The 26,049-nt window shown below is 33.5% G+C and carries 24 protein-coding genes and 1 pseudogene; 4 read left to right on the forward strand and 21 right to left on the reverse strand.

The window, feature by feature from the left end; all coding sequences use genetic code 11:
- Positions 1–2: 2 nt before the first annotated feature.
- From racE to zapA, 10 genes are all read right to left on the reverse strand, one after another.
- A complete protein-coding gene (gene racE / locus AAA453_RS10785) occupies positions 3–797 on the reverse strand; it encodes a glutamate racemase (RefSeq protein WP_069832458.1) in 795 nt (264 codons plus the stop codon).
- Positions 798–1,073: 276 nt separating this feature from the next.
- A complete protein-coding gene (sdhB, locus tag AAA453_RS10790) occupies positions 1,074–1,895 on the reverse strand; it encodes a succinate dehydrogenase iron-sulfur subunit (RefSeq protein ID WP_285322995.1) in 822 nt (273 codons plus the stop codon).
- A gap of 2 nt (positions 1,896–1,897) precedes the next feature.
- Complete coding sequence (gene sdhA / locus AAA453_RS10795; RefSeq protein ID WP_069816323.1) at positions 1,898–3,661, reverse strand: succinate dehydrogenase flavoprotein subunit; 1,764 nt, start codon at positions 3,659–3,661, stop codon at positions 1,898–1,900.
- 46 nt (positions 3,662–3,707) lie between these two features.
- A complete protein-coding gene (locus AAA453_RS10800) occupies positions 3,708–4,319 on the reverse strand; it encodes a succinate dehydrogenase cytochrome b558 subunit (RefSeq protein ID WP_065337764.1) in 612 nt (203 codons plus the stop codon).
- A gap of 339 nt (positions 4,320–4,658) precedes the next feature.
- A complete protein-coding gene (gene uvrC / locus AAA453_RS10805; RefSeq protein ID WP_427704928.1) occupies positions 4,659–6,446 on the reverse strand; it encodes an excinuclease ABC subunit UvrC in 1,788 nt (595 codons plus the stop codon).
- Positions 6,447–6,692: 246 nt separating this feature from the next.
- The gene (gene trxA, locus AAA453_RS10810; protein ID WP_002507961.1) at positions 6,693–7,007 is read right to left on the reverse strand and encodes a thioredoxin; all 315 of its coding nucleotides are present in this window, start codon (positions 7,005–7,007) and stop codon (positions 6,693–6,695) included.
- An 81-nt stretch (positions 7,008–7,088) separates the two neighbouring features.
- Positions 7,089–9,437 (reverse strand): endonuclease MutS2, encoded by a 2,349-nt coding sequence (locus tag AAA453_RS10815; protein ID WP_427704930.1) that lies wholly within the window; start codon positions 9,435–9,437, stop codon positions 7,089–7,091.
- 9 nt (positions 9,438–9,446) lie between these two features.
- Complete coding sequence (polX, locus tag AAA453_RS10820; RefSeq protein ID WP_427704933.1) at positions 9,447–11,159, reverse strand: DNA polymerase/3'-5' exonuclease PolX; 1,713 nt, start codon at positions 11,157–11,159, stop codon at positions 9,447–9,449.
- Positions 11,160–11,278: 119 nt separating this feature from the next.
- On the reverse strand, positions 11,279–11,800 hold the full coding sequence (locus tag AAA453_RS10825; RefSeq protein WP_427704936.1) for a CvpA family protein: 522 nt from the start codon (positions 11,798–11,800) through the stop codon (positions 11,279–11,281).
- Positions 11,800–12,066, reverse strand: coding sequence for a cell division protein ZapA (gene zapA / locus AAA453_RS10830; RefSeq protein WP_002507965.1), 267 nt, complete (start codon positions 12,064–12,066; stop codon positions 11,800–11,802). Before zapA ends, AAA453_RS10825 begins: the two co-directional genes overlap by 1 nt.
- Positions 12,067–12,381: 315 nt before the next feature.
- On the opposite strand from zapA, the pseudogene rnhC reads away from it, so the two are divergent.
- Positions 12,382–13,322 (forward strand): annotated as a pseudogene (gene rnhC, locus AAA453_RS10835) (ribonuclease HIII).
- Positions 13,323–13,649: 327 nt separating this feature from the next.
- Here rnhC and pheT read toward each other — a convergent pair.
- The 6 genes from pheT to AAA453_RS10865 all read right to left on the reverse strand — a co-directional run bounded on the left by pheT (position 13,650) and on the right by AAA453_RS10865 (position 20,094).
- Positions 13,650–16,052: a phenylalanine--tRNA ligase subunit beta gene (gene pheT, locus AAA453_RS10840; protein WP_427704938.1), complete on the reverse strand. Its 2,403-nt coding sequence runs from the start codon at positions 16,050–16,052 to the stop codon at positions 13,650–13,652.
- A complete protein-coding gene (gene pheS / locus AAA453_RS10845; protein WP_069832452.1) occupies positions 16,052–17,110 on the reverse strand; it encodes a phenylalanine--tRNA ligase subunit alpha in 1,059 nt (352 codons plus the stop codon). The genes pheT and pheS overlap by 1 nt, the downstream gene beginning before the upstream one ends.
- A 339-nt stretch (positions 17,111–17,449) precedes the next feature.
- A complete protein-coding gene (locus AAA453_RS10850; protein ID WP_427704940.1) occupies positions 17,450–18,190 on the reverse strand; it encodes a TrmH family RNA methyltransferase in 741 nt (246 codons plus the stop codon).
- 26 nt (positions 18,191–18,216) lie between these two features.
- Positions 18,217–19,158, reverse strand: coding sequence for a M23 family metallopeptidase (locus tag AAA453_RS10855; protein ID WP_427704943.1), 942 nt, complete (start codon positions 19,156–19,158; stop codon positions 18,217–18,219).
- A 132-nt stretch (positions 19,159–19,290) separates the two neighbouring features.
- Positions 19,291–19,464, reverse strand: a complete 174-nt coding sequence (gene rpmF / locus AAA453_RS10860) for a 50S ribosomal protein L32 (protein ID WP_002507971.1) — start codon at positions 19,462–19,464, stop codon at positions 19,291–19,293.
- An 84-nt stretch (positions 19,465–19,548) separates the two neighbouring features.
- Positions 19,549–20,094 carry a YceD family protein gene (locus AAA453_RS10865; RefSeq protein ID WP_057511870.1) on the reverse strand — a complete coding sequence of 182 codons (546 nt, stop codon included), beginning with the start codon at positions 20,092–20,094 and terminating at the stop codon, positions 19,549–19,551.
- A gap of 126 nt (positions 20,095–20,220) precedes the next feature.
- Between AAA453_RS10865 and AAA453_RS10870 the strand changes: the two genes are divergently transcribed.
- Entirely contained in the window at positions 20,221–21,354 is a 1,134-nt protein-coding gene (locus AAA453_RS10870) for a nucleotidyltransferase (RefSeq protein WP_427704945.1), read from the forward strand.
- Between the two features lie 165 nt (positions 21,355–21,519).
- Here the strand turns inward: AAA453_RS10870 and coaD are convergent, their stop codons facing one another.
- Positions 21,520–22,005: a pantetheine-phosphate adenylyltransferase gene (gene coaD / locus AAA453_RS10875; protein WP_002507974.1), complete on the reverse strand. Its 486-nt coding sequence runs from the start codon at positions 22,003–22,005 to the stop codon at positions 21,520–21,522.
- Between the two features lies 1 nt (position 22,006).
- Positions 22,007–22,549 carry a 16S rRNA (guanine(966)-N(2))-methyltransferase RsmD gene (gene rsmD, locus AAA453_RS10880; RefSeq protein ID WP_427704948.1) on the reverse strand — a complete coding sequence of 181 codons (543 nt, stop codon included), beginning with the start codon at positions 22,547–22,549 and terminating at the stop codon, positions 22,007–22,009.
- Between the two features lie 68 nt (positions 22,550–22,617).
- Between rsmD and AAA453_RS10885 the strand changes: the two genes are divergently transcribed.
- The gene (locus AAA453_RS10885; RefSeq protein WP_285322980.1) at positions 22,618–23,007 is read left to right on the forward strand and encodes a DUF7147 family protein; all 390 of its coding nucleotides are present in this window, start codon (positions 22,618–22,620) and stop codon (positions 23,005–23,007) included.
- Between the two features lie 125 nt (positions 23,008–23,132).
- Here AAA453_RS10885 and AAA453_RS10890 read toward each other — a convergent pair whose 3' ends face one another.
- The gene (locus AAA453_RS10890; RefSeq protein ID WP_065337752.1) at positions 23,133–23,384 is read right to left on the reverse strand and encodes a YlbG family protein; all 252 of its coding nucleotides are present in this window, start codon (positions 23,382–23,384) and stop codon (positions 23,133–23,135) included.
- A 129-nt stretch (positions 23,385–23,513) separates the two neighbouring features.
- Between AAA453_RS10890 and AAA453_RS10895 the strand changes: the two genes are divergently transcribed.
- Complete coding sequence (locus AAA453_RS10895) at positions 23,514–24,434, forward strand: glycerophosphodiester phosphodiesterase (RefSeq protein ID WP_427704950.1); 921 nt, start codon at positions 23,514–23,516, stop codon at positions 24,432–24,434.
- A gap of 89 nt (positions 24,435–24,523) precedes the next feature.
- Here AAA453_RS10895 and AAA453_RS10900 read toward each other — a convergent pair whose 3' ends face one another.
- Both AAA453_RS10900 and AAA453_RS10905 read right to left on the reverse strand, forming a co-directional pair.
- Positions 24,524–24,958 carry a YlbF family regulator gene (locus AAA453_RS10900; protein WP_002507979.1) on the reverse strand — a complete coding sequence of 145 codons (435 nt, stop codon included), beginning with the start codon at positions 24,956–24,958 and terminating at the stop codon, positions 24,524–24,526.
- Between the two features lie 17 nt (positions 24,959–24,975).
- Complete coding sequence (locus AAA453_RS10905) at positions 24,976–26,025, reverse strand: CAP-associated domain-containing protein (protein WP_427704953.1); 1,050 nt, start codon at positions 26,023–26,025, stop codon at positions 24,976–24,978.
- Between the last annotated feature and the right edge of the window lie 24 nt (positions 26,026–26,049).

Consider the following 26,049-nt stretch of genomic DNA (forward strand, 5'->3'; position numbering starts at 1 on the left):
TTCTATACTTCTATTTTTTCTACTTTCGTTTCCATATTTAACCATTCTTCAATTATACGCTCGATATGCTCTGTTTCACCAGTAGCAAAAAATCTATGCTCTGGGTGGGCTGTATAAGCAGCATGTTCATTACTAAACGTTAATAGTGCACTTACTTCACGTGCTGTCTCTAAACCAGAAGAAATTACCACTTTTTCGCCACCAAAATAATCGTTTATTGGCTGATAGAGTAACGGATAATGCGTACAACCTAATATAACAGTATCTGCATTACTATTTCTCCAATGTTTCAATGTTTGATGCACGATAATACTTGTTATTGTAGGATCTTTATAACGCATTTCTTCAACTAAAGGAACAAAGCCAGGACATGCGATACCAGAAACCTCTACATTAGGATTAATATTTTTAATATGATATCTATAAGCCTCAGATTTAATTGTACCTTCTGTACCTAAGATTAAAACATCATTATTTTTCGTTGTCATAATTGCCGTTCTCGCACCAGGCTCAATGACACCAATGACTGGAATAGCTAATAATTTTTGTAAATGTTTTAAAGCAACTGCAGTAGCAGTATTACAAGCAATAACAAGCATTTTTATATCAAATTCCATCAGCTTTTCAGCTAATTCTGTTGTGAATTTCCTAACTTCTGCGCCTTCTCTTGGGCCATAAGGGCAACGTTTAATATCACCCAAATAATAAATTGTTTCGTGTGGTAGTTGGCGCATGATTTCTTTTGCTACTGTTAATCCACCGACACCCGAGTCTATTACACCAATTGGTTTCTCCATATTCAATTACATCCTTATTCATTTGCTTGTCCTTTATTGTAGCATAGCCTTGATTTCAAAATCATTTATCAAGACTGAAATACAATATTATTTTTTGTTATACAGATATAATTATAAGATTAGTAATGATCTGACCACTCGTAGAATAATATGAACGAGAGATAAAAGACTCTAGCCATATTCCATGTTTTTTCAAAATCCGAAGATTCTTAAAATAAAAAAGACTTAACATCTGTTTTAAATAGATGCTAAGTCTCTTGTTTATATTATATGTTATTAATTGACTTGGTGATCTGAACCAAAGAATGATTTAAACATATGGAATGATGTTTCTCTATTTAATGCTGCAATCGATGTTGTTAAAGGAATACCTTTAGGACATGCATTTACACAGTTTTGAGAGTTACCACATGCTTGTAAGCCACCGCCACCCATTAAGGCTTCAAGACGTTCATCTTTTGTCATTGAGCCTGTTGGATGTAAATTAAATAATCTAACTTGTGAAATTGCTTGTGCGCCAACGAAATCATTACTACTTGTAACGTTAGGACAAACTTCTAAACATACACCACATGTCATACATTTTGATAATTCATAAGCTGTTTGACGTTTTTTCTCAGGCATACGAGGTCCAGGACCTAAATCGTAAGTGCCATCAATTGGAACCCAAGCTTTCATACGTTTCAAGTTATCGAACATTCTAGTACGGTCAACTTGTAAGTCACGAACAACTGGGAAAGTACTCATTGGTTCTAATTTAATAGGTTGTTCTAATTGATCAACAATTGCAGAACATGATTGTCTTGCTTGTCCGTTAATCACCATTGAACAAGCACCACATACTTCTTCCAAACAGTTCATATCCCAGATAACCGGTGTTGTTTTTTCACCTTTACTGTTAATTGGGTTACGTCTGATTTCCATTAAACATGCTATAACGTTTAAGTTTTCTCTATAAGGAATTTCAAACTCTTCCTCATAAGGTTTTGATTCTTCTGTATCTTGACGTTTGATAATTAATTTGATTGATTTTTGGCTTGGTTGTTGGTTTTGTTCTTCTTGCGCTGCTGTTTCATTTACTTCTTTTGTATCTGCCATAATTATTTACCTCCTTTAGACGTCGTAGAGTAGTCTCGTTTACGAGGTGGAATTAAGCTTATATCAACATCTTCGTAAGTGAATTTAGGCGCTTCTGTTTTTCCTTGATATGTTGCTAAAGTAGTTTTTAACCATTCTTCATCATTTCTATCAGGGAATTCTGGTTTGTAATGTGCACCACGAGATTCATTTCGGTTGTATGCACCGATTGTAATTACACGGGCAAGTACAAGCATGTTCCATAATTGACGAGTGAAGAATACTGCTTGGTTACTCCAAGTTTGAGTATCTTCGATATCAATATTGTTATAACGCTCCATTAATTCTAAAATCTTTTTATCAGTTTCTAATAAAGTTTTATTTTCACGAACAACGGTTACGTTGGCTGTCATAACTTCTCCGAGCTCTCTATGCAATTTGTACGCATTTTCTGAACCTTGCATATTGAGTAATTTATCAAATTTCTCTTGTTCTTCTTTCACGCGTTTTTCAAAGATACTATCATCTAAATCAGTGTAAGAAGATTCGATATTAGAAATATATTCGATAGCATTTGGACCTGCAACTGTGCCACCATAAATTGCTGACAATAATGAGTTGGCACCTAAACGGTTACCACCATGTTGTGAATAATCACATTCACCAGCTGCGAACAAGCCTTTGATGTTTGTCATTTGGTCGTAATCTACATAAAGTCCTCCCATTGAGTAATGTACCGCTGGGAAGATTTTCATTGGAACTTTACGAGGATCATCACCTGTGAATTTCTCGTAAATCTCAATGATACCACCTAATTTTACATCTAATTCATGTGGATCTTTATGTGATAAATCAAGGTATACCATGTTTTCACCGTTGATACCTAATTTTTGGTTAACACAGACATCAAAGATTTCACGTGTAGCAATATCACGCGGAACAAGGTTACCATAATCCGGATATTTCTCTTCTAAGAAGTACCAAGGTTTACCATCTTTATAAGTCCAAATACGTCCACCTTCACCACGTGCTGACTCACTCATTAATCTGAGTTTATCATCACCTGGAATTGCTGTTGGATGGATTTGAATAAATTCACCGTTTGCATACATTGCACCTTGTTGATAAACAATTGATGCTGCTGAACCAGTATTAATCATTGAATTTGTAGTTTTACCAAAGATAATACCTGGTCCACCTGTAGCCATGATAACTGCATCAGAACCAAATGATTCAATATCAGAAGTCGTTACGTTTTGAGCAACAATACCTCTAGCCATGTTGTCATCATCTTTAACTATGCCTAAGAATTCCCAGCCTTCGTACTTAGTAACCAAACCATCTACTTCAAAACTACGAACCTGCTCATCTAAAGCGTATAGTAGCTGTTGACCAGTCGTTGCACCAGCATATGCTGTTCTGTGATGCATTGTTCCACCAAAACGTCTGAAATCTAATAAACCTTCATTCGTTCTGTTGAACATTACACCCATACGATCTAATAAATGAATAATTTGAGGTGCTGCATCTGTCATCGCTTTAACTGGCGGTTGATTTGCTAAGAAATCTCCACCATATACTGTATCGTCTAAGTGGACTGTTGGTGAATCGCCTTCACCTTTTGTATTTACTGCTCCGTTGATTCCACCTTGTGCGCACACAGAGTGTGAACGTTTAACAGGAACAAGTGAGAACAAGTCGACATGTGCGCCTTGTTCTGCTGCTTTAATTGTTGACATTAGACCGGCAAGTCCTCCACCGACAACAATTACTTTTTTCTCTGCCATAAATAGTCACTCCCCTAAATATAAATCTGAAACTTATTTTTTTATCTTATAAAAACGCAAGAATAGCACTTATACCAATGTATGAAACTACGATAAATACCACTAAAGAAACCCATGTGAAAATTTGTTGCGATTTTTGTGATTGTAATACACCCCATGTTACTAAGAATGACCATAAACCATTCGCAAAGTGGAATGTAACAGCTAATAAACAGACAATATAGAAAACTAACCAAAATGGGTTAGTAACGATGTCATGTACCATGTCAAAGTTGACCTCATGGCCTAACGCACGTTGAATACGTGTTTGCCATACATGAATAGCAACAAACACAAAAGTGATAACACCTGTTATACGTTGTAGTAGGAACATCCAGTTTCTAAAAGCTGAATAATGTCCTACGTTCTCTTTTGCCGTAAAGGCAATATGTACACCATAAACTGCGTGATACAGAATTGGAATGTAGATCAATACAAATTCCAATACAATTAAGAAAGGTAAGGATTCAATGAATCCAGCCGCTTGGTTAAATGCATCTGCACCTTTCGTCGCTTGGTGGTTTACGAGTAAATGGAATATTAAAAATCCACCTATAGGTATGACACCAAGTAAAGAATGTAAACGTCTTAAATAGAATTGATTTTTCGAGTATGCCAAAAGGAAGTTCCCCCCTGTGAAACAGTTGATTTTTTTGAAATTCTTTCTTAGAAATATATAAAGCGATTACATAATTTCTTTCGAAAACAAACGTACAACACTAAATTATAATATTATATGTTTGTTGCAATATAATATTATGCCGTATAATTCTAAACATTTAAGTGAATCCTTAATTGAATATTACTCATTGTTTAAAAGGTTTGATTTCAAATGATAATTTTTCTCAATTAGAAAACGCTTCCACATAATTTTAAAAAAAGAATTCCTCTTATTTGCTATTGTAACACTAATTAAAAACAATTTGGGCATGAGAATGATTCTCATGCCATAAACATTTTATTTTTTATTGTGTAAGGCTTGATGTAAATTTTGGGCTACATTTTGTGGTAAGCCTGATGCTTTCAAATCATCAATACTTGCTTCTTTCATTTTCTTTATTGAACCAAACGTTCGCAACAATTTCGTTTTACGCTTGGCACCAATACCATCTACTGTATCTAATACTGATTGCAAACCTGTTTTTTGGCGTGTTTGTCTATGGAATGTAATAGCAAATCTATGCACTTCATCTTGTATCCTTTGTAACAGATAAAATGCTTGGCTATTTTTTTTGAGCGGAACGATTTCAGCACTTTCTCCATATAATATTTCTGACGTTTGGTGCTTATCATTTTTACGAAGACCTGAAACAGGGATATCTAATCCTAATTCATTCTCGAGTACATCTATTACACCACTCATATGGCCTTTACCACCATCTACAATAATTAAATCTGGCAATGGTGTGCCTTCATTTAGGACACGCGTATAACGTCTACGTACCACTTCACGCATCGATTTATAATCATCTGGCCCATCTACTGTTTGAATTTTATATTTCCGATAGCCTTTTTTATTTGGTTTACCATCAATAAACGAGACCATAGCAGAAACTGGATTCACACCCTGTATATTAGAATTATCGAACGCTTCAATTCTAATTGGTGTTTGAATACCCATACGGTCACCAAGCTCTTCAATTGCTTTAACTGTTCGGGACTCGTCTTTTGCGATTAACTCGAATTTATTTTCAAGCGTCACTTCAGCATTATGATTTGCTAAATCTACCAATTCTTTCTTTTTACCTTTTATAGGTTGCACAATTTTTGTATCTACCACCGAACCAACCATAGCTTTATCTAGATGTTGGGGAATGTGCACTTCTTTAGGTAACAAATGTTGATTCAAATCATAAAATTGCCCGATAAAAGTATAGAATTCTTCTTCTTCTGTTTGTTGTATTGGTATCATCGTCGCATCACGTTTAATCATATTACCTTGGCGTACGAAAAACACTTGTATACACATCCAACCTTTAGATACGCTATAGCCAAATACATCTCTAATTGTATAATCTGATGTTGTGATTTTTTGTTTTTTAGTTAAATTATGAATATGTTGTATTAAATCTCTATATTCTTTTGCTCTTTCAAAATCCAATGTTTCACTAGCATCTTTCATATTTTGTTCTAAATTACGCAAAATCGTTTTATCTTCACCATTTAAGAAATCTGAAACCTCTTTAGTCATTTCTGCATACTTTTCTAATTCAACTGGATAGACACATGGCCCTAAACATTGACCAATGTGATAATATAAACACAATTTGTCAGGCATTTTATCACATTTTCTAAAAGGATAAATACGATCAAGTAATTTTTTAGTCTCTTGTGCAGAATACGCATTAGGATATGGTCCAAAATACTTACCAGTGCCTTTTTTAACTGTTCTTGTAACAATTAACCGTGGATATTTTTCTTTAGTAATTTTAATAAATGGATAACTTTTATCATCTTTTAATAAAATATTATATCTTGGTTGGTATTGTTTGATAAGGTTAAGTTCCAATAACAGTGATTCTGTCTCACTAGACGTGACAATAAATTCGAAATTTCGGATCTCTCCAACTAAACGTGTTGTCTTTGCATCGTGAGCACCAGTAAAATAAGACCTTAATCTATTTCTTAATTTCTTCGCCTTACCGACATAAATAATTTGGTCATTACGATCTTTCATCAAATAACAACCTGGTTCAGTTGGCACAACTGTAAGCTTCTGTTTGATTTGTTCTTGATACGTCTCCACGTTAATGTCTCCTCCTTTCACTTCATATTCCCTTTAAATCTATATAATATAACGACATGAAAGTAAATATACATCATGTTTCAGTTAATAATTTTTAATCATATATACATCTCATTATTTGAGTTTTAAATATTACCTACAAACTATTATAAATAGTACCAGCGCATTAAACAATCTATTGAAACGCTAATAAATTGAAAACTGGGACATTAAATAAATTAATGTCCCAGCTTTGCTAATGATTTACTATAAATGTTTCTCGATTACTTCTGCTAAGTTTTCTTTAGGTTGGAAACCTACTACTTTATCTACTGGTTCGCCATCTTTAAATACGATTAAAGTTGGGATACTCATAACTTCAAATTTAGCAGCTGTTGATGGATTTTCATCTACATCAAGTTTTAAAATATTAGCTTTGCCATCATAGTCACCAGCTAATTCTTCTAATACTGGAGCAATCATCTTACAAGGGCCACACCATGTTGCCCAAAAATCTACTAAATTTACACCTGATTTGATGTTTTCATCAAAGTTTGAATCTGTTGCTTTTACGATTGCCATAACTGCCAATCCTCCTTAAATTTCAAATGATGAAGAAATTATAACAGACTTTATAACATTCTGCATATCTCTTGCTCACGTTTATTTTAATTCTGCCACGGTAACGCCAAATCCACCTTCACTTGGCATTCCGTTTCTATATGATGACACACTTTTATGTCGTTTTAAATGTTTTTGCACACCTTTTTGCAAAGCGCCTGTTCCTTTACCATGAATAATATAAACTTGTTCATAATTACTCAACACAGCTTGGTCTAAATATTGATCCACAGCCACCATTGCTTCATCATATCGATAACCACGTAAATCGAGTTCCATTTTAATACTTTGTCGATTTTCTCGCTTAATCATCTTGGCAGGAGCTTCTTTGGTTTTCTTCGTTTTTTCTAAATCTTCTAAGGGTAATTTCATTTTTATGATACCCATCTGTACTACAGCTTCTTTATCACCAATAAGTTCTAACACTTCACCTTTTTGGCCATATGTCAGGACTTTTACTTCGTCTCCAGCCTTAATCTCGTCCCATTTTTGCTTTTGGACATTTTGTTTCAGTGACTTAGCTTCGTACTGATCTTCAAGCTGTTTCTTCTTATCGATTAATTCATGCTCTTTAACATCGGCGCCTTTTTTATCTCTAAGTTCACGTAGCTCTTTAAGAATGTCATCTGCTTCTTTCGTAGCTGATTTCACACGTTGATTTGCTTTCTCTTTGGCTTCGCTTAAAAGTTGTTTTTCATAATTCTGATATTGTGCGTACTGTTTAGCAAGTGCGTCACGCGATTCTTGTGCTTCTCTTACTAATTGATCTAATTCGATACGCTGTTCGTCAACTCGTTTAGAATTATTTTCTAATGATGCAATCATTTCATTAATTTCTTGTTCATCTTGTCCAATCATAGATTTGGCTTTTTGAATCACTTGCATATTAAGTCCTAATTTTTTAGAAATATCAAACGCGTTTGACCGTCCAGGAACGCCCATTAATAATTTATAAGTCGGACTTAATGTATTTACATCAAATTCCACACTGGCATTCATTACGCCTTCCCTATTAAAGCTGTATGCTTTTAATTCAGGATAGTGTGTCGTAGCCATTACAAGTGAACCAATTTCATGTACATGATCTAATATACTCATTGCTAAGGCGGCACCTTCACTTGGATCTGTTCCGGCGCCCAATTCATCAAATAAGATTAAACTATTTTTAGTCGCATTTTGAAGTATTTCAACAATAGTTTTCATATGTGAAGAAAACGTTGATAATGACTGTTCAATGGATTGTTCGTCCCCGATGTCACAATACACATTTTCAAAAATACTTAATTTACTGCCATCAAGTGTAGGAATTAGCATACCTGATTGAGCCATAGCTATAATTAACCCCAGTGTCTTGAGGGTCACCGTTTTACCACCCGTATTTGGCCCTGTTATAATCACAGTTTCTATATCTTGAGCAAATTCAATCGTATTCGCAACAACAGAAGTTCTATCTAGCAACGGATGAAATGCTTTCGGTAAATAAACAGTTCTATCCGTAGTAAATTCTGGTTTCGTGCCTTTAATTGAACGTGCATAACGTGCTTTAGCTGTTAAAAAATCAATTTGACCCATAATAGATTCTGAAATCAAACAAGCGTCTGCTTCTTCAGCAACTTGTATAGTTAGTTCAGTCAATATACGTTCACGCTCTACAGCTTCATCATTACGGAAACTACTAATTTGATTACTCATTTCTACTATTGAAGAAGGTTCAATATACAATGTTTGACCAGATGCAGATTGGTCGTGCACAATCCCGTTGAAATCTTGACGATACTCTGCTTTCACTGGTATAACATTACGATCGTTACGCACTGTCACAATTGCATCAGATAGTTTTTTTTGATTGCCTTGATGCTTTACAATTTTATCTAAATTTTGTTTTATGCGTTGCGTTGTTTTAGAAATCTTACTTCTAATACCTTGTAATTCGTAACTAGCATCATCAAATAAATCATAGGCATCACATTTTTGATGTATATTTTGATACAAGTCTGATAAAACAGGTAGTTGTTCCATTCTATCGTTTAGAATTGGGTAATTAATTTCTTCTTCTTCGTTCAACAAACTATTATAAAATGTTTTATATTGATTTTGTATTTGTATTAAGCGTTTAATTACATTTAATTCGCTAACATTGAGTACGCCACCAATTGTCGCTCTATGAATAAATGAAGATATTTTTGCTAAACCACTTAAACTTGGCATGCGATGCTTATTATAGATTTGAGCTATTTCATCTGTTTCATTCATTTGAAATTCGACGGTATTAAAATCAGTTGCTGGTGTCATCGCTATAACTTTTTCTTTACCTAAATCACTTATTGTTTCATTCTCTACAAGTGCTTTTATTTTGTCGAATTCCAGGACATTTAATGATTTCTGCCTCATATAATCCCTCTATTTCTTCAATTTAATATTATTTTCTATAAGCGATTTAAACGCCTCTCGTGACATCGTATTGATTACTCTGTCTTTTTTTACGAACCCTTTTTGTGCAGTCGCCACACCGTACTTCATGAATTCAAGATGATCTACATGATGGGCATCCGTATTAATAGTTAATTTAACATTCGGATGTTTTTTAACTGTTTCGGCATTTAAATCTAACCGTTTAGGGTTTGCATTAATTTCTAAAATCGTGTTTGTCTCTTCAGCAATTTTACATAATCTATCAATATCTGGTTCATAACCTGGACGTTTACCAATAATACGACCTGTTGGATGTGCAATATGTCTGACATATGGATTGCGACATGCGTTTTCTAAGCGTTTCATAATGTCTTCCTGTGATTGATTAAAACTTTGGTGTATTGCTGCAATGACATAATCTAATTGCGCCAACACTTCGTCATCATAGTCTAAACGACCATCAGGAAGTATGTCCATTTCAATACCTGAGTAAATATCAATTTCTTCATATTTATTATTCAAAGCTTTGATTTCTTCATTTTGGCGTAATAGGCGCTCAACTGACAAACCATTAGCAACTTTTAAGCTTTGAGAGTGATCTGTAATCACCATAAATTGATGACCTTTAGCAATGTTTGCTTCTATCATTTCTTCAATACTGAATGCACCATCGCTATACGTCGTATGCATATGAATATCTCCATTAATGTCATCTAATTTAATAATATCTGACAGGTCTTTATCGAACTCACTTCCATCTTCACGCATTGCTGGGTCAATCCAATTCACACCGAAATGTTCATAAATTTCTTTTTCACTTTGATATTGAAGCAATTCGCCATTTGCTTGTTCGATACCATATTCACTCACTTTTTCATCATTTTCTTTAGCTAACTGACGAATACGAATATTGTGATCTTTAGAACCAGTGAAATGCTGTAGTGTGTGATAGAAAGCTGAAGGTTCGATTAACCTGAAATCTACACCTATTGTTTCATCATCATAAGTTACTTCTAATGATACTTTTGTTTGACCAACAGCTACTTCTTTAACTTTATTAGGAATATCAAGTAATGCTTGTTGTACCTTTGTCGGTTCATTTGTACTTATAATATAGTCTAAATCTTTACTCATTTCTTTAAATCTTCTGTAACTACCCGCTACTTCGTATTGTTCAATATCTGCAATTGAGGCTAAATGTTCGTTAATTTCAATGTTTAAGCCTCTCATTTGGTCAATCGGGTATTTATCTTTTTTCGCACCAAGCGCTTTAACTGCCTCTAAGATATTTTGCTCGGTTTTTTTAGCAAAGCCGCTTAATTCACTCACTTCACCTGCTTCACAAGCTTTTTGTAATGCTTCTTTGCCATCTATATTTAATTCTTTATAAAGTTTAGCTATTTTCTTACTGCCTAATCCTTGTATTTTCAATAAAGGAATTAACCCTTCTGGCACTTCCTCTTGTAATGACGCTAAAGTCGAAGAATTCCCCTCTTGACGATATTCTTTAATTACATCTCCTACACCTTTACCAATGCCTTTTAATTCTGTAACATCCTCAATTTGATCAAGCGGACGTTCATCTATTTCAAGGCTTTGTGCGGCTTTTCTATACGCTGAAACTTTAAATGTGTTTTCACCTTTTAATTCCATATAAGTAGCTATTTTTTCTAATAATTGAATAATATCTTTTTTTGTCATTACTTTCACTCCATAAAAAAAGGTCAAGACAGATTACTGTTATGCGTTCATCAGTAAATTGGTTATGCCCTGACCTCCTGTATTTTAAAAATCTATATATTTTACGAAAATTATGCTAACTATATGTTTAATACGAATGTCGATACATAAGTAATATGTAATAACATATATTCGGCAATCATCGAGCTTGAGAGTTGCTGTTGGATAAATTCTAATGGATAAAGTGCTGCACTATACAATAATGTTGTGCAAATAATAATTGAAGATATTATTCCCATTAACATACCAATAAATCGACTTATTAAATTGAGCCCTTGGTATTGAATCACTTTATCAAAGACTACAATAACCCCATAGCAAAGCATTTTGGTAATTGTCGCTACGATTAAAAATGCAATAATGTGGTCGAATCGCTGTTGTAGATTATCAAATTGAAAAGCATAATTCAAATCGTAAGCCTGTGTTTTAGGAAAAGGTATAAATAATTCCAATCGTTGAGATATTTGCAAATAAAATCGTTGTGCTACCCATAATGAAAACAGCGTAGCACCTAGATGCAATGCACTTAACCATACACCTCTTCTAAATCCAATCATTCCTATGTATATAAAAACAATTACTATTAGTATATCAAAAATCATTATTCATCACTGTTTTTCAGTTGTTTTATTTCTTGTTGTAGACGATGATTTTCCTCTTCTAATTGTACTTTTTCATGCATGATATTTACCGCTGTTAATATTGCTTTTCTTGTCGTGTCTAGACCTGCACTTTTACTGCCCAATTCCTTAATCCTTTCATCAACGAGATGTGCTACATAACGGATATGCTCAGGATTGTCCTCTCCGACAATTGTATAGCGCTGATCATTAATAGTGACGTTAATCCGATTTTTAAACTCTCCCATATAATAACTCCTGACTTTTGTTTATATTTCCGAATTCCTTCTCTAATTGATTCTTTTAAGTGTTTAATTTAGTAATTCATACTATTTATTACGAACCATTATACACGACAAAATATTATTTTGTAAGAGGTGTGATTTGTAATATTTGAAATATTTGTTATTTATAACATTTTTGACAATGTAAACGAAAATGCCTCTACATAAACTTTTAATAGATGGTACTTTCACAGGTAGCTCGGTTATTTATACTTGTGATATGATGTTCAGTGTCGAAATATAAATATTAGCAATCCATATAAAGTGAGGCCAAAAAACATGACAAATGTTGTACTTAAATTAACAAATCAAGAAATCCAGCAATTAATGTCTAAAATTCAATTTGATACATCGAATGTTTCTCAGGGAATGAAAGGCAAAACTAAATATAAAAGCACTTCAATTTCAATTTATAATTCAAATAAAGTCATGTTTCAAGGTAAAGATGCAGATAATATAGCATCCCAACTCTTACCTAATACAGCTAAACCTGCAACATCTACAACGAATTCAGCCAAAAAAACTTCTAGCACTAAGCAAACTATTCGATATAACAATTATCAATGTATTGGTAGTGATGAAGCAGGCAGTGGTGACTATTTCGGACCACTTACTGTGTGTGCGCGTATGTTTCTAAGAAAAATGTTCAAATTTTAAAAACCCTTGGCGTCGATGATTCTAAAAAATTGACTGATGCAAAAATCGTAGAATTGGCTGAACAGCTTGTGACTTTTATCCCTCATTCTTTGTTAACTATGCACAATGAAAAATATAACGAAAAACAAAAATCTGGCTGGTCACAAGTTAAAATGAAAGCAGTATTACATAACGAAGCAATCAAAAATGTAACGCAAAAGATAGATACTGATGAAATAGACTATATTGTCATTGATCAATTTGCTGAAGCTGGTGTATATAAACGCTATGCGCTAACCGATTTACCCTTCAGCACTAAAACAAAATTCGAAACAAAAGGTGAATCTAAATCTATAGCAATTGCGGCAGCCAGTATTATTTCACGTTATGCCTTTGTTAAAAATATGGATAGCCTCTCCCGTGCTGCTAAAACAGAGATTCCTAAAGGCGCTAGTAATAAGGTCGATCTTGCAGCAGCTAAAATCATTGAACGCAAAGGCATTGATTACCTAGACTCTATCACTAAAAAGCATTTTGCCAACCGTGCCAAAGCAGAAAAATTAGTACAAAAGAAACATCGTTAGAAAATAAAAATCTTGATAGTCCATTTGCGATGATCTACCAAAATTTCATAACGAGACAAACCAATTGCCATAAAAGCATTTGGTTTATTTTTTTATAAGTATTTATCATTGAGACAATCTTTGTTTAATAATGAAATTATTATTGTTTAAATAAAGTCAGTGATTTGTGCCGACTCCTGCGGTAAAAGCGCTAGCCTAAATCTACAGTCTGAGCCTATGCTCGCGGAAAGCGTGCACAAAAAACTGCCACCACATGGACTTTATCGACAATCTAAAAACCTTGGCAGTCCATAATAATGGTCTACCAAGGTTTTTAATCACACTATTTTATCTAATTGTTGCACCTTCTGCTTGTAAAGCAGCTAAGATGTCTTCATGTACTGCATTTACTTTGTCATCTGTAAGTGTTTGCTCTGTATCTAAATAAGCTAAACGAATTGCAATTGATTTCTCATCTTCAGCAATATGTTCACCCTCATAAACATCAAATACTTCGGCATTTTGTAAAATATCTCCACCATGGTTTTCAATGACTTTCACTAATTTTGCTGATGGTATTGTACGGTTGATAACTAAAGCAATATCTCTTGATACACCTGGGAATCTAGGGATAGGTTGATAATTAATATATCCTACTGTGACAGCCATCAATTTTTCATAATTTAATTCAAAAACGTATGTGCGTTTTAAGTCATGCTCTTTTTCAACTTGAGGATGCAATTCACCCACAAAGCCAATGATTTCATCGTTTAATTTAACCATAGCTGTTCTACCAGGATGTAAGCCATCAATTTCTCCAGACTCATAGTCAAATTGGATATCTAATTTTTCAGCAATGCGATCTACGATTCCTTTGACAACAAAGAAATCAATTTCTTCTTTCTTACCTTGCCAAGCATTAACTGTGTAATCACCTGTTAAGATACCGCTTAAATATTCAACTTCATCTGGTAATTCACCTTCACCATTACCAAAGAATACGCGACCTAGTTCATACAAGCGCACATTATTATTTTTACGTGCGACGTTATAAGAAACTGCATCAATTAAATGAGGTACCAAACTTTGTCGTAAAGTAGCATGCGCTTCACTCATCGGCATTAATAAATCAATTGTAGCGCGTTCTTGTAGCGCGAAATCTTGTGCTCTTTGTTTGTCTACCAATGAATAGTTAATTGCTTGGCTTAATCCAGCGCCTTCTAGTGTTGCTTTCACGACACGAGACTTACCTTGTCTATCAGTTAAAGCACCATGTGTGACTTCCTCAAACACAGGTAATGTTGATGGGATTTCGTCGTAACCATAAATACGTGCAATTTCTTCAATTAAGTCTTCTTTTATTGTAATATCTTTACGACGAGAAGGTACCCTAACAGTTAAGATATCTTTATTTCTAGTTGTTTCAAAGCCTAATTGTACAAAAATCGCTTCAATTTCTTCCGCTGATAGTTCAAAACCTACTGTTTTATTTACTTTATCTATAGAAATTTCAATTGGAGTAACAAATTGACCTAAATCACCTTCTGCTACACGACCTTGTGTTACTGAACCGCCCGCATAAGTTTGAAGTAAATAACACGCTCTATCCACCGCTTCATCTACAAATTCTGTAGCAATGCCTTTTTCGAAACGACTAGAAGCTTCACTTCTTAAGTTTAATCTTCTTGAAGTATGTCTAATAGAAACAGGGTCAAAAATTGCGCCTTCAATCACAACATTCGTTGTTGATTCAGTCACTTCTGAGAAATCGCCACCCATTACACCAGCAATTGCTATTGGATTTGTGCCGTTTGTAATAACGATATCACTGTCTTTCAATGTTCTTTCTTGATCATCTAGTGTAGTCATTTTTTCATCAGCATGAGCTTGACGTACTTCTATTTGACTTGAACCTATTTGATCTTTATCAAACATGTGTAGCGGTTGTCCGTATTCTAAAAGTACATAGTTTGATATATCTACGACGTTATTGATTGGACGAATACCTGCTTTGATTAAACGCATTTGCATCCACTCTGGAGATGGTGCGATTGTTAGACCATTCACTACTCTTGCACTATAATATGCAACTTTATCTTTATTTTGAATGTTCACGCTGATTTCATCTGATGCTTGTCCAGAAACCTCTTTACTATTTGTTTTTGGTTTCTTCATCGACACATTGTATAATGCTGCTGTTTCATAAGCTGTACCAATCATACTTAGTGCATCAGCTCTGTTTGGTGTTAAATCAAATTCCATCACTTGGTCATTTAAATATAACGCAGTCATAGCATCTGTACCTGGCGTCACTTCTGATGAAAAGACATAAATACCATCTTCAAATTTTTTAGGGACAAGATTGCTTGGCACACCAATTTCTTGAAGCGAACAAATCATACCCTCTGAACGTTCTCCACGTAATTTAGCACGCTTAATTTTTATGCCGCCAGGTAATCTACCACCTACTGTTGCAACAATGACTGTCTGACCAGCATCAACATTAGGCGCACCACACACGATTTGTACCGGTTCTGCTTCACCAATGTCTACTAAACATATATTTAACTTGTCAGCATCTGGATGAGGCGCTTTAGATTGTACGTAACCGACAACTAAATTTTTAGTTTCTTTTGTATAATCTACAACATCATCTACTTCAATCCCAGTACGTGTAATTCTTTCTGCAAGTGCATTTACTGGTTCATTAATATCTACGTAACTTTCTAACCATTCTTTTGAAATAAACATTACTTTTCACCTCTATCTTCTACAGCTTTAAATTGATCTAAGAAACGTACATCATTTGTATAGAAATGACGTATATCCTCAATACCATATTTCAACATTGCAATTCGATCAGGCCCCATACCAAATGCAAAGCCAGTATATTTATTTGAATCGAAACCTGCCATTTCTAATACATTAGGATGTACCATACCAGCGCCTAGAATTTCTATCCAACCTGTTTGCTTACAAACATTACAGCCTGCACCTTCACATTTGAAACATGAAACATCTACTTCTACTGAAGGTTCAGTAAATGGGAAGTAACTTGGACGTAATCTAATTTCTCTATCTTCGCCAAACAATTGTTTAGCTAATAATTCTAACGTACCTTTTAAATCGCTCATTTTAATATTTTCATCTACAACTAAACCTTCAATTTGAGTAAATTGATGACTATGCGTTGCATCATCAGAATCGCGTCGATAAACTTTACCGGGGCATAAGATTTTTACAGGACCTTGACCATTGCGTTCTTCCATCGTTCTCGCTTGCACAGGAGAAGTGTGTGTACGCATTAATATTTCATCTGTAATATAAAAGCTATCTTGCATATCTCTTGCTGGATGTGATTTAGGTAAGTTTAACGCTTCAAAGTTATAGTAATCTTTTTCTACTTCAAAACCATCAACAATTTCGTAACCTAAACCTAAGAATAAATCTTCAATCTCTTCAATCGTTCTTGTTAAAGGATGTTTAGAGCCTATTGAAATTTTACGGCCAGGTAATGTGACATCAATTTGTTCTTCTTTTAATTGTTGTTCTAATTGTTCATGAGCTAAAAGTTCTTGACGTGATTCAATTTCACCTTCAATGGCTTGTCTCACTTCATTCACTTGTTGACCATAGGCTGGTTTTTCTTCGTTTGATAAATCTTTCATATGTTTCATTAAACCAGTAACTGAACCTTTTTTACCTAAATATTTAACTTTTACGTCTTGTAATTCTTTTTCATTTTGAGCTTCATTAATATCAACTAATGCTTGCTGCTTAATCTCAGTCATCGCTTCTGTTTGTGCCATACATAGTCCTCCTATATTAAAATCTAAATGTATAATGATTGTTTGTAAAAATGCAAAAAAAGACTTTCATCCCTTGAAACTGGGACGAAAGCCTTCCGTGGTACCACCCAAATTTATGCCTAAGCATACACTTGTTGTCATTGATAACGGAAATGAAGTCCGACTTAAATTTCTTTAAGTAACCAAAAAGGTGAAAAAAACTAAATACAGTGGATTATCTTGCAGTCTTAGGATAATCTCCCTTAAGCAACTGTATGAAAATAGTCTACGTCTTTTTAAAGGTTAATATTTATTTTGTAATATCATTAACTATATTATATACGATAATTGATTAAAGGGTCAACCTTTCAAGTGATACATCACGATACTACCAGCTATTGCTACATTTAAGCTTTCAGCCTTGCCATATATAGGTATTGTTAAATTTTGAGTCGTTTTACTCAACAATTCAGGGTTTACACCTTCACCTTCATTACCTAAAAGTAACGCGAACTTTTCTTGGCTTTGTATTTGATTATAGGCTACTGCATTATCCAACGCAGTACCATACACTTCACCTTCAAATTCATCAATAAATTCACTTAAATCTTGTGACACAATTGGAATATGAAAGACACTGCCTTGACTCGCACGCATAACTTTATCTTGATAAGGGTCTGCTGTGCCTTTTTCAAGAACAATTAAATCTAATCCTGCAGCATCAGCGGTACGGATTAGTGTTCCTAAATTACCTGGGTCTTGAATACAGTCTATTAATAGCACTTGTTGGGCTTTCCGTGTTTCATGAACAGGTTTTTCAATCACTGCAAAGAACCCTTGTGGCGTAACTGTACCTGATAATGCTTCAGCAACTTTTAAATTGATTTCAAATACTTCTTCAGCATAATTAATCATATCATCATCGAGTCTTTCAATATCAACGACATACAATTGTTCAATTTTTAAATTGCTCTTATAAGCCTCTTCAATCAAATGATAACCCTCGATAAGTGCACGTCCTGTTTTATCTCTTTCACGTTTCTTTTTTAATTTAATTGCATTTTTAACTTTACTATTTTGAGCCGAAGTAATCATTTCCATAGCATAGCCTCTTTATTTTAGTATTTTTAACTTTTAAATTTATGTTTAATATTTGTACTAATATTTTTAAAAAATGTAGAAAAATGACTTTCACTTTCCACTAAAATATTATCTCCTGTATATGTTACTATATCACCTTTGACTGGGGAAGCGTTATTGAGAAATCTAATTTTCAACGTCTGAGTTGTTTGTATGTTTTTATGATTCATCACTTGAAAATGTACATGTGGTTCAGCAGCATTTCCAGAATTACCTACATTTGCGATATGTTGTCCACGCAACAACGTATCTCCTTTGTTAATTTTAAATGAATCCGGTTTGATATGTGCTATCATACTATATTCATTACGTCCGTGTTTAATAATTATATAATTACCTTCAGGATGCATTGTATTATATTCACCAGGTATGCAATCAGGAATCCCGTCTACAATTTCTTCTACTACTCCGTTTGCTGGAGCTAAAATAGGCGCATTATAACTAAAATAATTCTCACACAGCGTAGGATCACCATTATATGTAAAACCTTCAATTACTTTCACAAAATCAAAAGCATTGCGTTGGTTTTTATATCGATAGTGATGATTTAATAATTCATTCGAGCCACCAGTATGAACAAGCCAATCTTCTTGTAAAGGGATGGTATAGCTACATTTAGAGAACTTAATCAAATGTGATTGCTTAATCGGAATTAGCGCCATTCCAATAATTTCTTGATATTTATTTAAAATGACACTTGCACCTGATTCCATATTACTGTCAAACCAAATGTACTCATCTTGACGATTTATATGTAAATGTTTATACAACCTGTTTGTTCCTCTGATACCATTATATGCACTCAACAATTTTTTGAATTCTTTATAAGAAGAAACGTCTTGAAAATAATCACTAAAATGCTCATAAAGCCAAATCGCATCACTATTTTCTATTTTATCTATAATTATTTGTGCATTCATTGTTTCCATAATTTTACACAACCTATCAGTTGAATATAAATACTATCTATCTCTAACATAAAAAATCGCTCAAAAATTATCAAGTGAATAATTAGTGAACGATTAGAATAGGCTATTATTAAGCCATTTAATTAAATGAAATTATTTTGATACAACGTCTTCGCCATTGTATGAACCACAGTTCTTACAAACGCGGTGAGATAATTTATATTCTCCACAACTTGGGCACTCTGTCATACCAGGTACTGAAATTTTGAAATGCGTACGACGTTTATTTTTTCTTGTTTTTGACGTTCTTCTTTTTGGTACTGCCATGATATATCCTCCTTATATTCAAACACTAAATAGAAATTTTCAGATTCAATAATCCATTATACTATAGATTATTAAAATCCGCTATTACTCTTCGTCATATAATTGTTGTAGTTTTTGAAGCCTAGGATCAATTTGCTTAGATTCAGATTCTTCCTTATCTTTTGCAAGCTCAACCGCTTCTTCTTCGTCAATAACTTCCCAACCATTGCCTTCACTTAACATCTGATCGCTTTCGCTTGAAAAAACACGCATTGGCTTTCCAATGATAACTAGTTCTTCAGTAATATCTTTTAGATTTATCATACCGTTTGTTGCATCATGGTAATGTTCATCTTTATCTTCGCCATTACTATACTCATCATATCCTTCTAAATCAAAAATCTCTTGAGATTTAATATCTATAGGAGTTTCTACAGGAACTAACGTACGTGCACATGGCATCGTATACGTTCCGGTTATATGCATATCTGCAATGACTTCATTTGATCTGACGGTTAATTCACCTTCAACATCAATATCAGATAGATCTATTAAATCTAATGATTTTACTAAATGATCAAAATTAACCGTTTGATGAAATTCAAATGGTTTATCTTGGAATTTTCTTAATTGTGTTATTGACCATTTCATAGGGCTTCACCTCTAACAAGCACAAAATTTATTTTAACTTTATAGACATAAGTTGTCAAGATTTTTTCTTAACACATTTACATCTGTTACAATATATATAATGAATTCTGAAAGGAAGAATTGCAAATGAAAAGCGTTGCACTAGTCACAGAATATAATCCTTTCCACAATGGTCACTTATACCATGCCCAGAAATCAAAGTCAATTACCGAAGCTGAAGTTTCTGTCGCAATTATGAGTGGAAACTTTGTAATGAGAGGCCAACCAGCAATTTATAATAAATTCACTCGAACACAAATGGCGTTAACCGCTGTTGACTTAGTTATTGAATTACCTGCCTACTCTGCTATATCTGCAGGACAGTATTTTGCAGAAACTGCAGTTCAAGTAGCAGATTATTTAAATATTAATCATTTATCATTTGGTAGTGAATCTGGTGATATAAATGCATTTCTATCACTTGCTCAAGAAATGAATAAAGTAGAAGATTCCCCACAATTTTCTGAGAAATCTAAAGAAGGTAAAAGCTACCCACGAATAATTAGTGAACTTATCTCTGATCATTCGTTACTTTCATCACCTAATAACACTTTAGGGATATCATATGTGCGTGCGATTCAAAAATGGGCACCATGCATCCAACCTTGGACGATACCTCGAGAACAAAGCGCTCATCATGATGATTTGATTTCAAACTTTGCTTTTGCGAGTGGTACTTCGATTCGTAAATCGATTCAAACAGGTGATGAACAATGGAAAAAGGTTGTTCCTGAATCTACTCAAGCACTTTATGGAGTGCCTCACGTCTCAATTGAAGACACCTTCACTTATATAAAATACGCAATTTTAAGTCAAGATGTGCAAGCTTTAGAACAAATCCACTTAATGAGTGAAGGCTTAGAACATCGTTTAATACATTTAATCAATGAAGCGACTTCTTTTGAACATTTAATGAAATTAATTAAAACGAAGCGTTATACATATACGCATATCCAACGTTTACTTATGAACATTTTACTGAATTTCAAACAACAAGATAAACCTTCAACAATTAAAGCCGTTAGAGTATTAGGCATGACACAAAAAGGACAGCAATATTTAAAATATTTAAAAAACGCTTTTCCAGAACGTAATTATATAACACAAGTCAATAAACAAAACGCACATTATTTTACGAATGAAATACACGCCACTCAGATTTATAATTTTCTTTCTAATAGCACCGCTACCGACTTCAATACACCTGTGATACGTGTTTAAGACAGTATATATTAACCATAAATTAAAAAGGGCTGACCGCATACCTAAAAGTATGAAGTCAGCCCTTTTTAATTATCCATTTGCCTATTTGCCTAGATACAGTTCAACGATTTTGTATACAGTCTAGAACCACTATTCAATTTGTTAAGTATCGGTTCTTTATAGTTATTTTCTAAATTTTTTGTTCAATGCTTTTTCCACATGTACTGGGACGAAGTCTGAAACATTTGCCTTATATGCAGCAACTTCTTTAACTACACTTGAACTAATAAACGAGTAATTTGTACTTGTCATCATATACATTGTTTCTACATCACTATTTAGCTTCTTATTCATTGAAGTCAGTCTCAATTCATATTCAAAGTCACTTACAGCTCTCAAACCTCTAATTATTGTCTGTGCGCCAATATCGTCACAAAAATCAACAAGTAAACCATTAAAGTGATGAACTGTAACGTTATCCAAATGTTTCACTGATTCTTTAATCAATTCTATGCGTTCTTCAATTGAAAATGTTCCTGCTTTACTACTGTTTTTTAAGACACAAATGTGAAGCTCATCAAAGCGATCAGCACTTCTATCTATAATATCTATATGCCCATATGTAATTGGATCAAAACTTCCGGGAATAACTGCTTTAGTTGTAGACATTTTAATCTCCTTTTTCTAATAACAAAGTGTCTGTCAGTCCATAATGATAACGCTTTATCACATGGAAAGGGTCTGTATTAATTTTTTCGTGATGATTGAACTCACAAACGATAATACCACTTTCTTTTAATAAATTAAACTTTGCGATTTCTTCCAACGCTTCATCTATAAGTCCTTTTTCATATGGTGGGTCCAAAAAAATTACATCAAATTGAATATCACGTTTCGAAAGTGCTTTCAACGCACGGTCTGCATTGTTTTTATATACTTCAGTTTGCGATTCTATATTTAAATTTTTTAAATTTGCTTTAATCACTTTAACAGCTTTAAAATTTTGATCTACAAAAATCATTTTATCAATACCACGAGACAAAGCTTCGATACCTAAAGACCCACTACCTGCATATAAATCTAAACCTATACCTGAAACTTCATGAAGACTATTAAAAATACCCTCTTTCACTTTATCCATCGTAGGTCTTGTATTGCGCCCTTCTAAACTCTCTAGTGCTTTACTTTTATGTATTCCTGAAATCACTCTCATATTATTAACACTTCCATTCTTAAATCAAATTTTATATAATGCATACTGCACGATAGGAGGTTACAATATTGAAACAATCATTTATAAAATTAGGCGAAGGCCTCACAGACTTATTCGAATTTAACACTTTAATAGCATATAATTTCAAACGTATCGACCATATTGTGTATTTCCACACTGCTACTTTCGAAAAAAAGCCTTCTTCAGTAGCAATCATTATGCATCCTACAAGTGAAAATCACTTCCAAGCTATGTATATCATGGTTAATGCTTTAAATTATCCCTATCCTAATTCAAACAAAAAGTTTGAATTAATCAATGAGCAAGCAAGACTATACAATATAGATATCAAAGAGGTAGATGTACAACCAAGTGACACTTTCCACGACATCGATTTATATTTTAATTACTTAATCAGCGTTTTAAGACTGCAACGATGGATTCCACCATTGCAATAATTGAATAAAACAAGCCACTGTAGACTATAATTGTACTATTGTGGCTTGTTTAACTGCCCTATATTAAGTCATTAGCTAGATTTCTATCGATTGGATACAAAAATAAAGCTTTTAAAACTTTTGAATCAAGATATTTCATGCTGTTCTTTTTCATAAACCTTTTTTAAATATTTATAGGGCGAACCTTCAATATTTTTCACATATTTAAGCTTCATTAATTTCTCAACAATTTGATCCGCTTCTTCTTCATTTATATACATTACGACATAGCGTTGTTGTCTATTTACACTTACGATATGACCAAATTTCCTTACTTGTCTTTCGTGTTTCATATGTTTTAAATAAATTATCAAACTTGTTCTAGCTATAGTGTTCATTTTTTTCACTCCAATTATTAGCCATTATATAATATCATGTCTTTTTCTTTTTATAAATAACAATTATTTTGATGTATCACAAACATTTGCTATATTACTTTATATACTCAAAACTGAGGAGGATTGCTCGTGACAAAAATTAATAAATTAATTAAGGGCGGATTTTTAAGTACGCTAGGTTTAGTCGGTAGCGTGTTATTAATTACTAAATATAAAGCTAAACCGAATAATCAAAGTATACCATCTTTCTTTTCTAAACCTGCACCATATATATTTGCCCATCGTGGTGGTATGGCTGTAAGACCAGAGCAAACTAAACTTGCTTTTGATAATGCAGCAGCACACGGGATTGATGGATTTGAAACAGATGTGAGACTTACAAAAGATCGAAAACTCATCGTTTTCCATGATGTAGATGTGGATCGTACGACTAACGGTTCAGGTAAAGTATCAGAACATACTTTAGCAGAGATAAAACAGTTAGATTCAGGATATCATTTTGTAGATATAAACGGTCATAAACCTTATCGAGGTCACAAAGATGCTTATATTTTATCTTTTGATGAATTACTTAAATTATATCCAAATCAATTGATTAATGTTGATTTAAAAGACGATCCTGAAAGTGAACATGGTCATCTTGTACCAGAAATTATATTTGAGGATATTGTTGCTAATAATGCTCAAGATCGCGTATTAGTAACAAGTTTCCACGGTAAACAAATTGAACGGTTTAATATAATAAGTAATGGCACTGTAGCTATTGGCGCAGGCCAAAATGAAGTGGCAGAAGGCTTCTTAAAGTTCTATTTAGGTCTAGGCGATACCTTTCAGCCACGTGCGCACACTTTCCAAATGCCTGTTTCTTTCAAAGGTATTAAACTAACTTCACCAAAATTCATTCAGTGGCTTAACACGCGTGATATCATCCCAGGTTATTATGGGGTGAATAATCTCGACTTAATGAATGATTTGATTTTTAATGGTGCGCATACACTTGTTACTGACAGACCCGATTTAGCAGAACGATTTAAACATACTTATCAGTAGCAACGCATGCGTCATAATAAAGCTGGGAAACCTCAATGAGGCGTCCCAGCTTTTTCAATATTTATTATTAATGACTCTAAAAATTCAGCTTAAAGTGAACAGCTACATGATCCACCTGTAGCACAGCCACTTGCATCTTTTTGGAAAAATGGATTGCCTGTTTCAATTTTTACATTTTCAGAAACAGCGTATGCAATTTTAACAATCACCTCATCTATTAAATCCTGTAATAAGACTTCTTTTTGTTTAAAATCCATTACAACTGGCAGCATTTCATAAGCCCGTTTACGTTTACGTGTATCTAGCATCACCGTTTGGTAATCAGGGTGGTATTTACCAAAACGCATAATTTCATCATACTTATCTTTTGATTTCAAAAATGCTTGGTATAGTAAATGTGCTTCATCATTATCCGCTAACTGTTGTTCAGCCTCTTTATATTCTTTATATAATCTTGATTCAAGTATTTTATCACTAAGCGCTTCAATTTCATCAAGCACTGTTAATGTTTCTTCAGTAATCATCGTTACAAATCTCCTTTCTATTTATCTTCAACAAAAATAATTGTGTAGTAACCATTTGTTACTTCGCCACCCATTTCATTATATTTAGAGTTTAACATCCTTGATCTATGAATATCTGAGTTGAGCCAACTATGTATTAACGTTGGCACTTCGTTGAAGTCATAGCCAACATTTTGACTAGCAGATACAAATGGCACCTCTTGCTCATTGAGCTGTTGTTTTAAAGCATCTTCAGTAAATTCAACACTATCAGTACCAATTGCTTCATACAAGTTAAATGAGGCAATATGCGTTAAATGATTATTAACTTTTAATGGCTTGGCATCTTTTAACTTTCTCATTTCATTTGTAATTTCATAAAGTGTTGTCAGCTGATTTGAGTTTTGCTCATAAGTGATATTACTATATTTACTTTTAACCTCTTTATCTTCTTTGGTAGATAACATTTGATAGGGTTTAAATGCTGCCAGAGCTTCACTATCTAAATATCTAACTGCTACAACCTCATTAGATTGTTGATCTATGTAAACTTGCGCATACATATCTTCAAATTTAATTAATGCTTGTGTTTTCATATCTGAATCAGATAGCTCTAATTCATATTGCTTACCATTAACAGAAATCGTTGGTTCTGGATTAATACTATATTTTTCAAAAACGTGTGACGCATCGTCCTGTATTTTTATTGGATTTACATTAGCATCTTTACCTGTTGCATAAACAGATTTAATGATCCCTTTTTTAGTAGTAATCAAATAATATTTATCTTTTTGCTTAAACACATAGTTTTTAAAATTATTTTTATATGGATAAACTCGATCAGCTTGACCATATTTATCAGTTAATTCATCTAAGCTTTGACCAACCCACGTACTCACACCCTTTTTAGGTTTCGGGTTTTCAGCGTTTGTCTCAGTTTTTTGAGCATCCTTATTTTGTGTCGTTTTAGTTGAATCTTTATTAGGATTTTCGAGTACGTCAAACTTTAAACGCGGTGAGTAAAATAGATAAATTAAAAAACAAATTAATAATAATACACCAATAATTTTAATTATTAGTTTTTTCATCGCTCACCCACCTATATATTACTT

Source organism: Staphylococcus parequorum (assembly GCF_039237145.1).
GTDB classification, from domain to species: domain Bacteria; phylum Bacillota; class Bacilli; order Staphylococcales; family Staphylococcaceae; genus Staphylococcus; species Staphylococcus equorum_A.

Excerpts from the sequence above, each read along its gene's own strand:
- racE (WP_069832458.1), bottom strand. The coding sequence starts at position 797 with ATGGAGAAACCAATTGGTGTAATAGACTCGGGTGTCGGTGGATTAACA.
- sdhB (WP_285322995.1), bottom strand. The coding sequence starts at position 1,895 with ATGGCAGATACAAAAGAAGTAAATGAAACAGCAGCGCAAGAAGAACAA.
- sdhA (WP_069816323.1), bottom strand. The coding sequence starts at position 3,661 with ATGGCAGAGAAAAAAGTAATTGTTGTCGGTGGAGGACTTGCCGGTCTA.
- trxA (WP_002507961.1), bottom strand. The coding sequence starts at position 7,007 with ATGGCAATCGTAAAAGCAACAGATTCAAACTTTGATGAAAACATCAAA.
- AAA453_RS10815 (WP_427704930.1), bottom strand. The coding sequence starts at position 9,437 with ATGAGGCAGAAATCATTAAATGTCCTGGAATTCGACAAAATAAAAGCA.
- polX (WP_427704933.1), bottom strand. The coding sequence starts at position 11,159 with ATGACAAAAAAAGATATTATTCAATTATTAGAAAAAATAGCTACTTAT.
- AAA453_RS10825 (WP_427704936.1), bottom strand. The coding sequence starts at position 11,800 with ATGATTTTTGATATACTAATAGTAATTGTTTTTATATACATAGGAATG.
- zapA (WP_002507965.1), bottom strand. The coding sequence starts at position 12,066 with ATGGGAGAGTTTAAAAATCGGATTAACGTCACTATTAATGATCAGCGC.
- pheT (WP_427704938.1), bottom strand. The coding sequence starts at position 16,052 with ATGTTTATTTCAAAAGAATGGTTAGAAAGTTACGTAGATATTAATGAA.
- pheS (WP_069832452.1), bottom strand. The coding sequence starts at position 17,110 with ATGGCACAAACAGAAGCGATGACTGAGATTAAGCAGCAAGCATTAGTT.
- AAA453_RS10850 (WP_427704940.1), bottom strand. The coding sequence starts at position 18,190 with ATGGAAATGATTACTTCGGCTCAAAATAGTAAAGTTAAAAATGCAATT.
- AAA453_RS10855 (WP_427704943.1), bottom strand. The coding sequence starts at position 19,158 with ATGGAAACAATGAATGCACAAATAATTATAGATAAAATAGAAAATAGT.
- rpmF (WP_002507971.1), bottom strand. The coding sequence starts at position 19,464 with ATGGCAGTACCAAAAAGAAGAACGTCAAAAACAAGAAAAAATAAACGT.
- AAA453_RS10865 (WP_057511870.1), bottom strand. The coding sequence starts at position 20,094 with ATGAAATGGTCAATAACACAATTAAGAAAATTCCAAGATAAACCATTT.
- AAA453_RS10870 (WP_427704945.1), top strand. The coding sequence starts at position 20,221 with ATGAAAAGCGTTGCACTAGTCACAGAATATAATCCTTTCCACAATGGT.
- coaD (WP_002507974.1), bottom strand. The coding sequence starts at position 22,005 with ATGTCTACAACTAAAGCAGTTATTCCCGGAAGTTTTGATCCAATTACA.
- rsmD (WP_427704948.1), bottom strand. The coding sequence starts at position 22,549 with ATGAGAGTGATTTCAGGAATACATAAAAGTAAAGCACTAGAGAGTTTA.
- AAA453_RS10890 (WP_065337752.1), bottom strand. The coding sequence starts at position 23,384 with ATGAACACTATAGCTAGAACAAGTTTGATAATTTATTTAAAACATATG.
- AAA453_RS10900 (WP_002507979.1), bottom strand. The coding sequence starts at position 24,958 with ATGATTACTGAAGAAACATTAACAGTGCTTGATGAAATTGAAGCGCTT.
- AAA453_RS10905 (WP_427704953.1), bottom strand. The coding sequence starts at position 26,025 with ATGAAAAAACTAATAATTAAAATTATTGGTGTATTATTATTAATTTGT.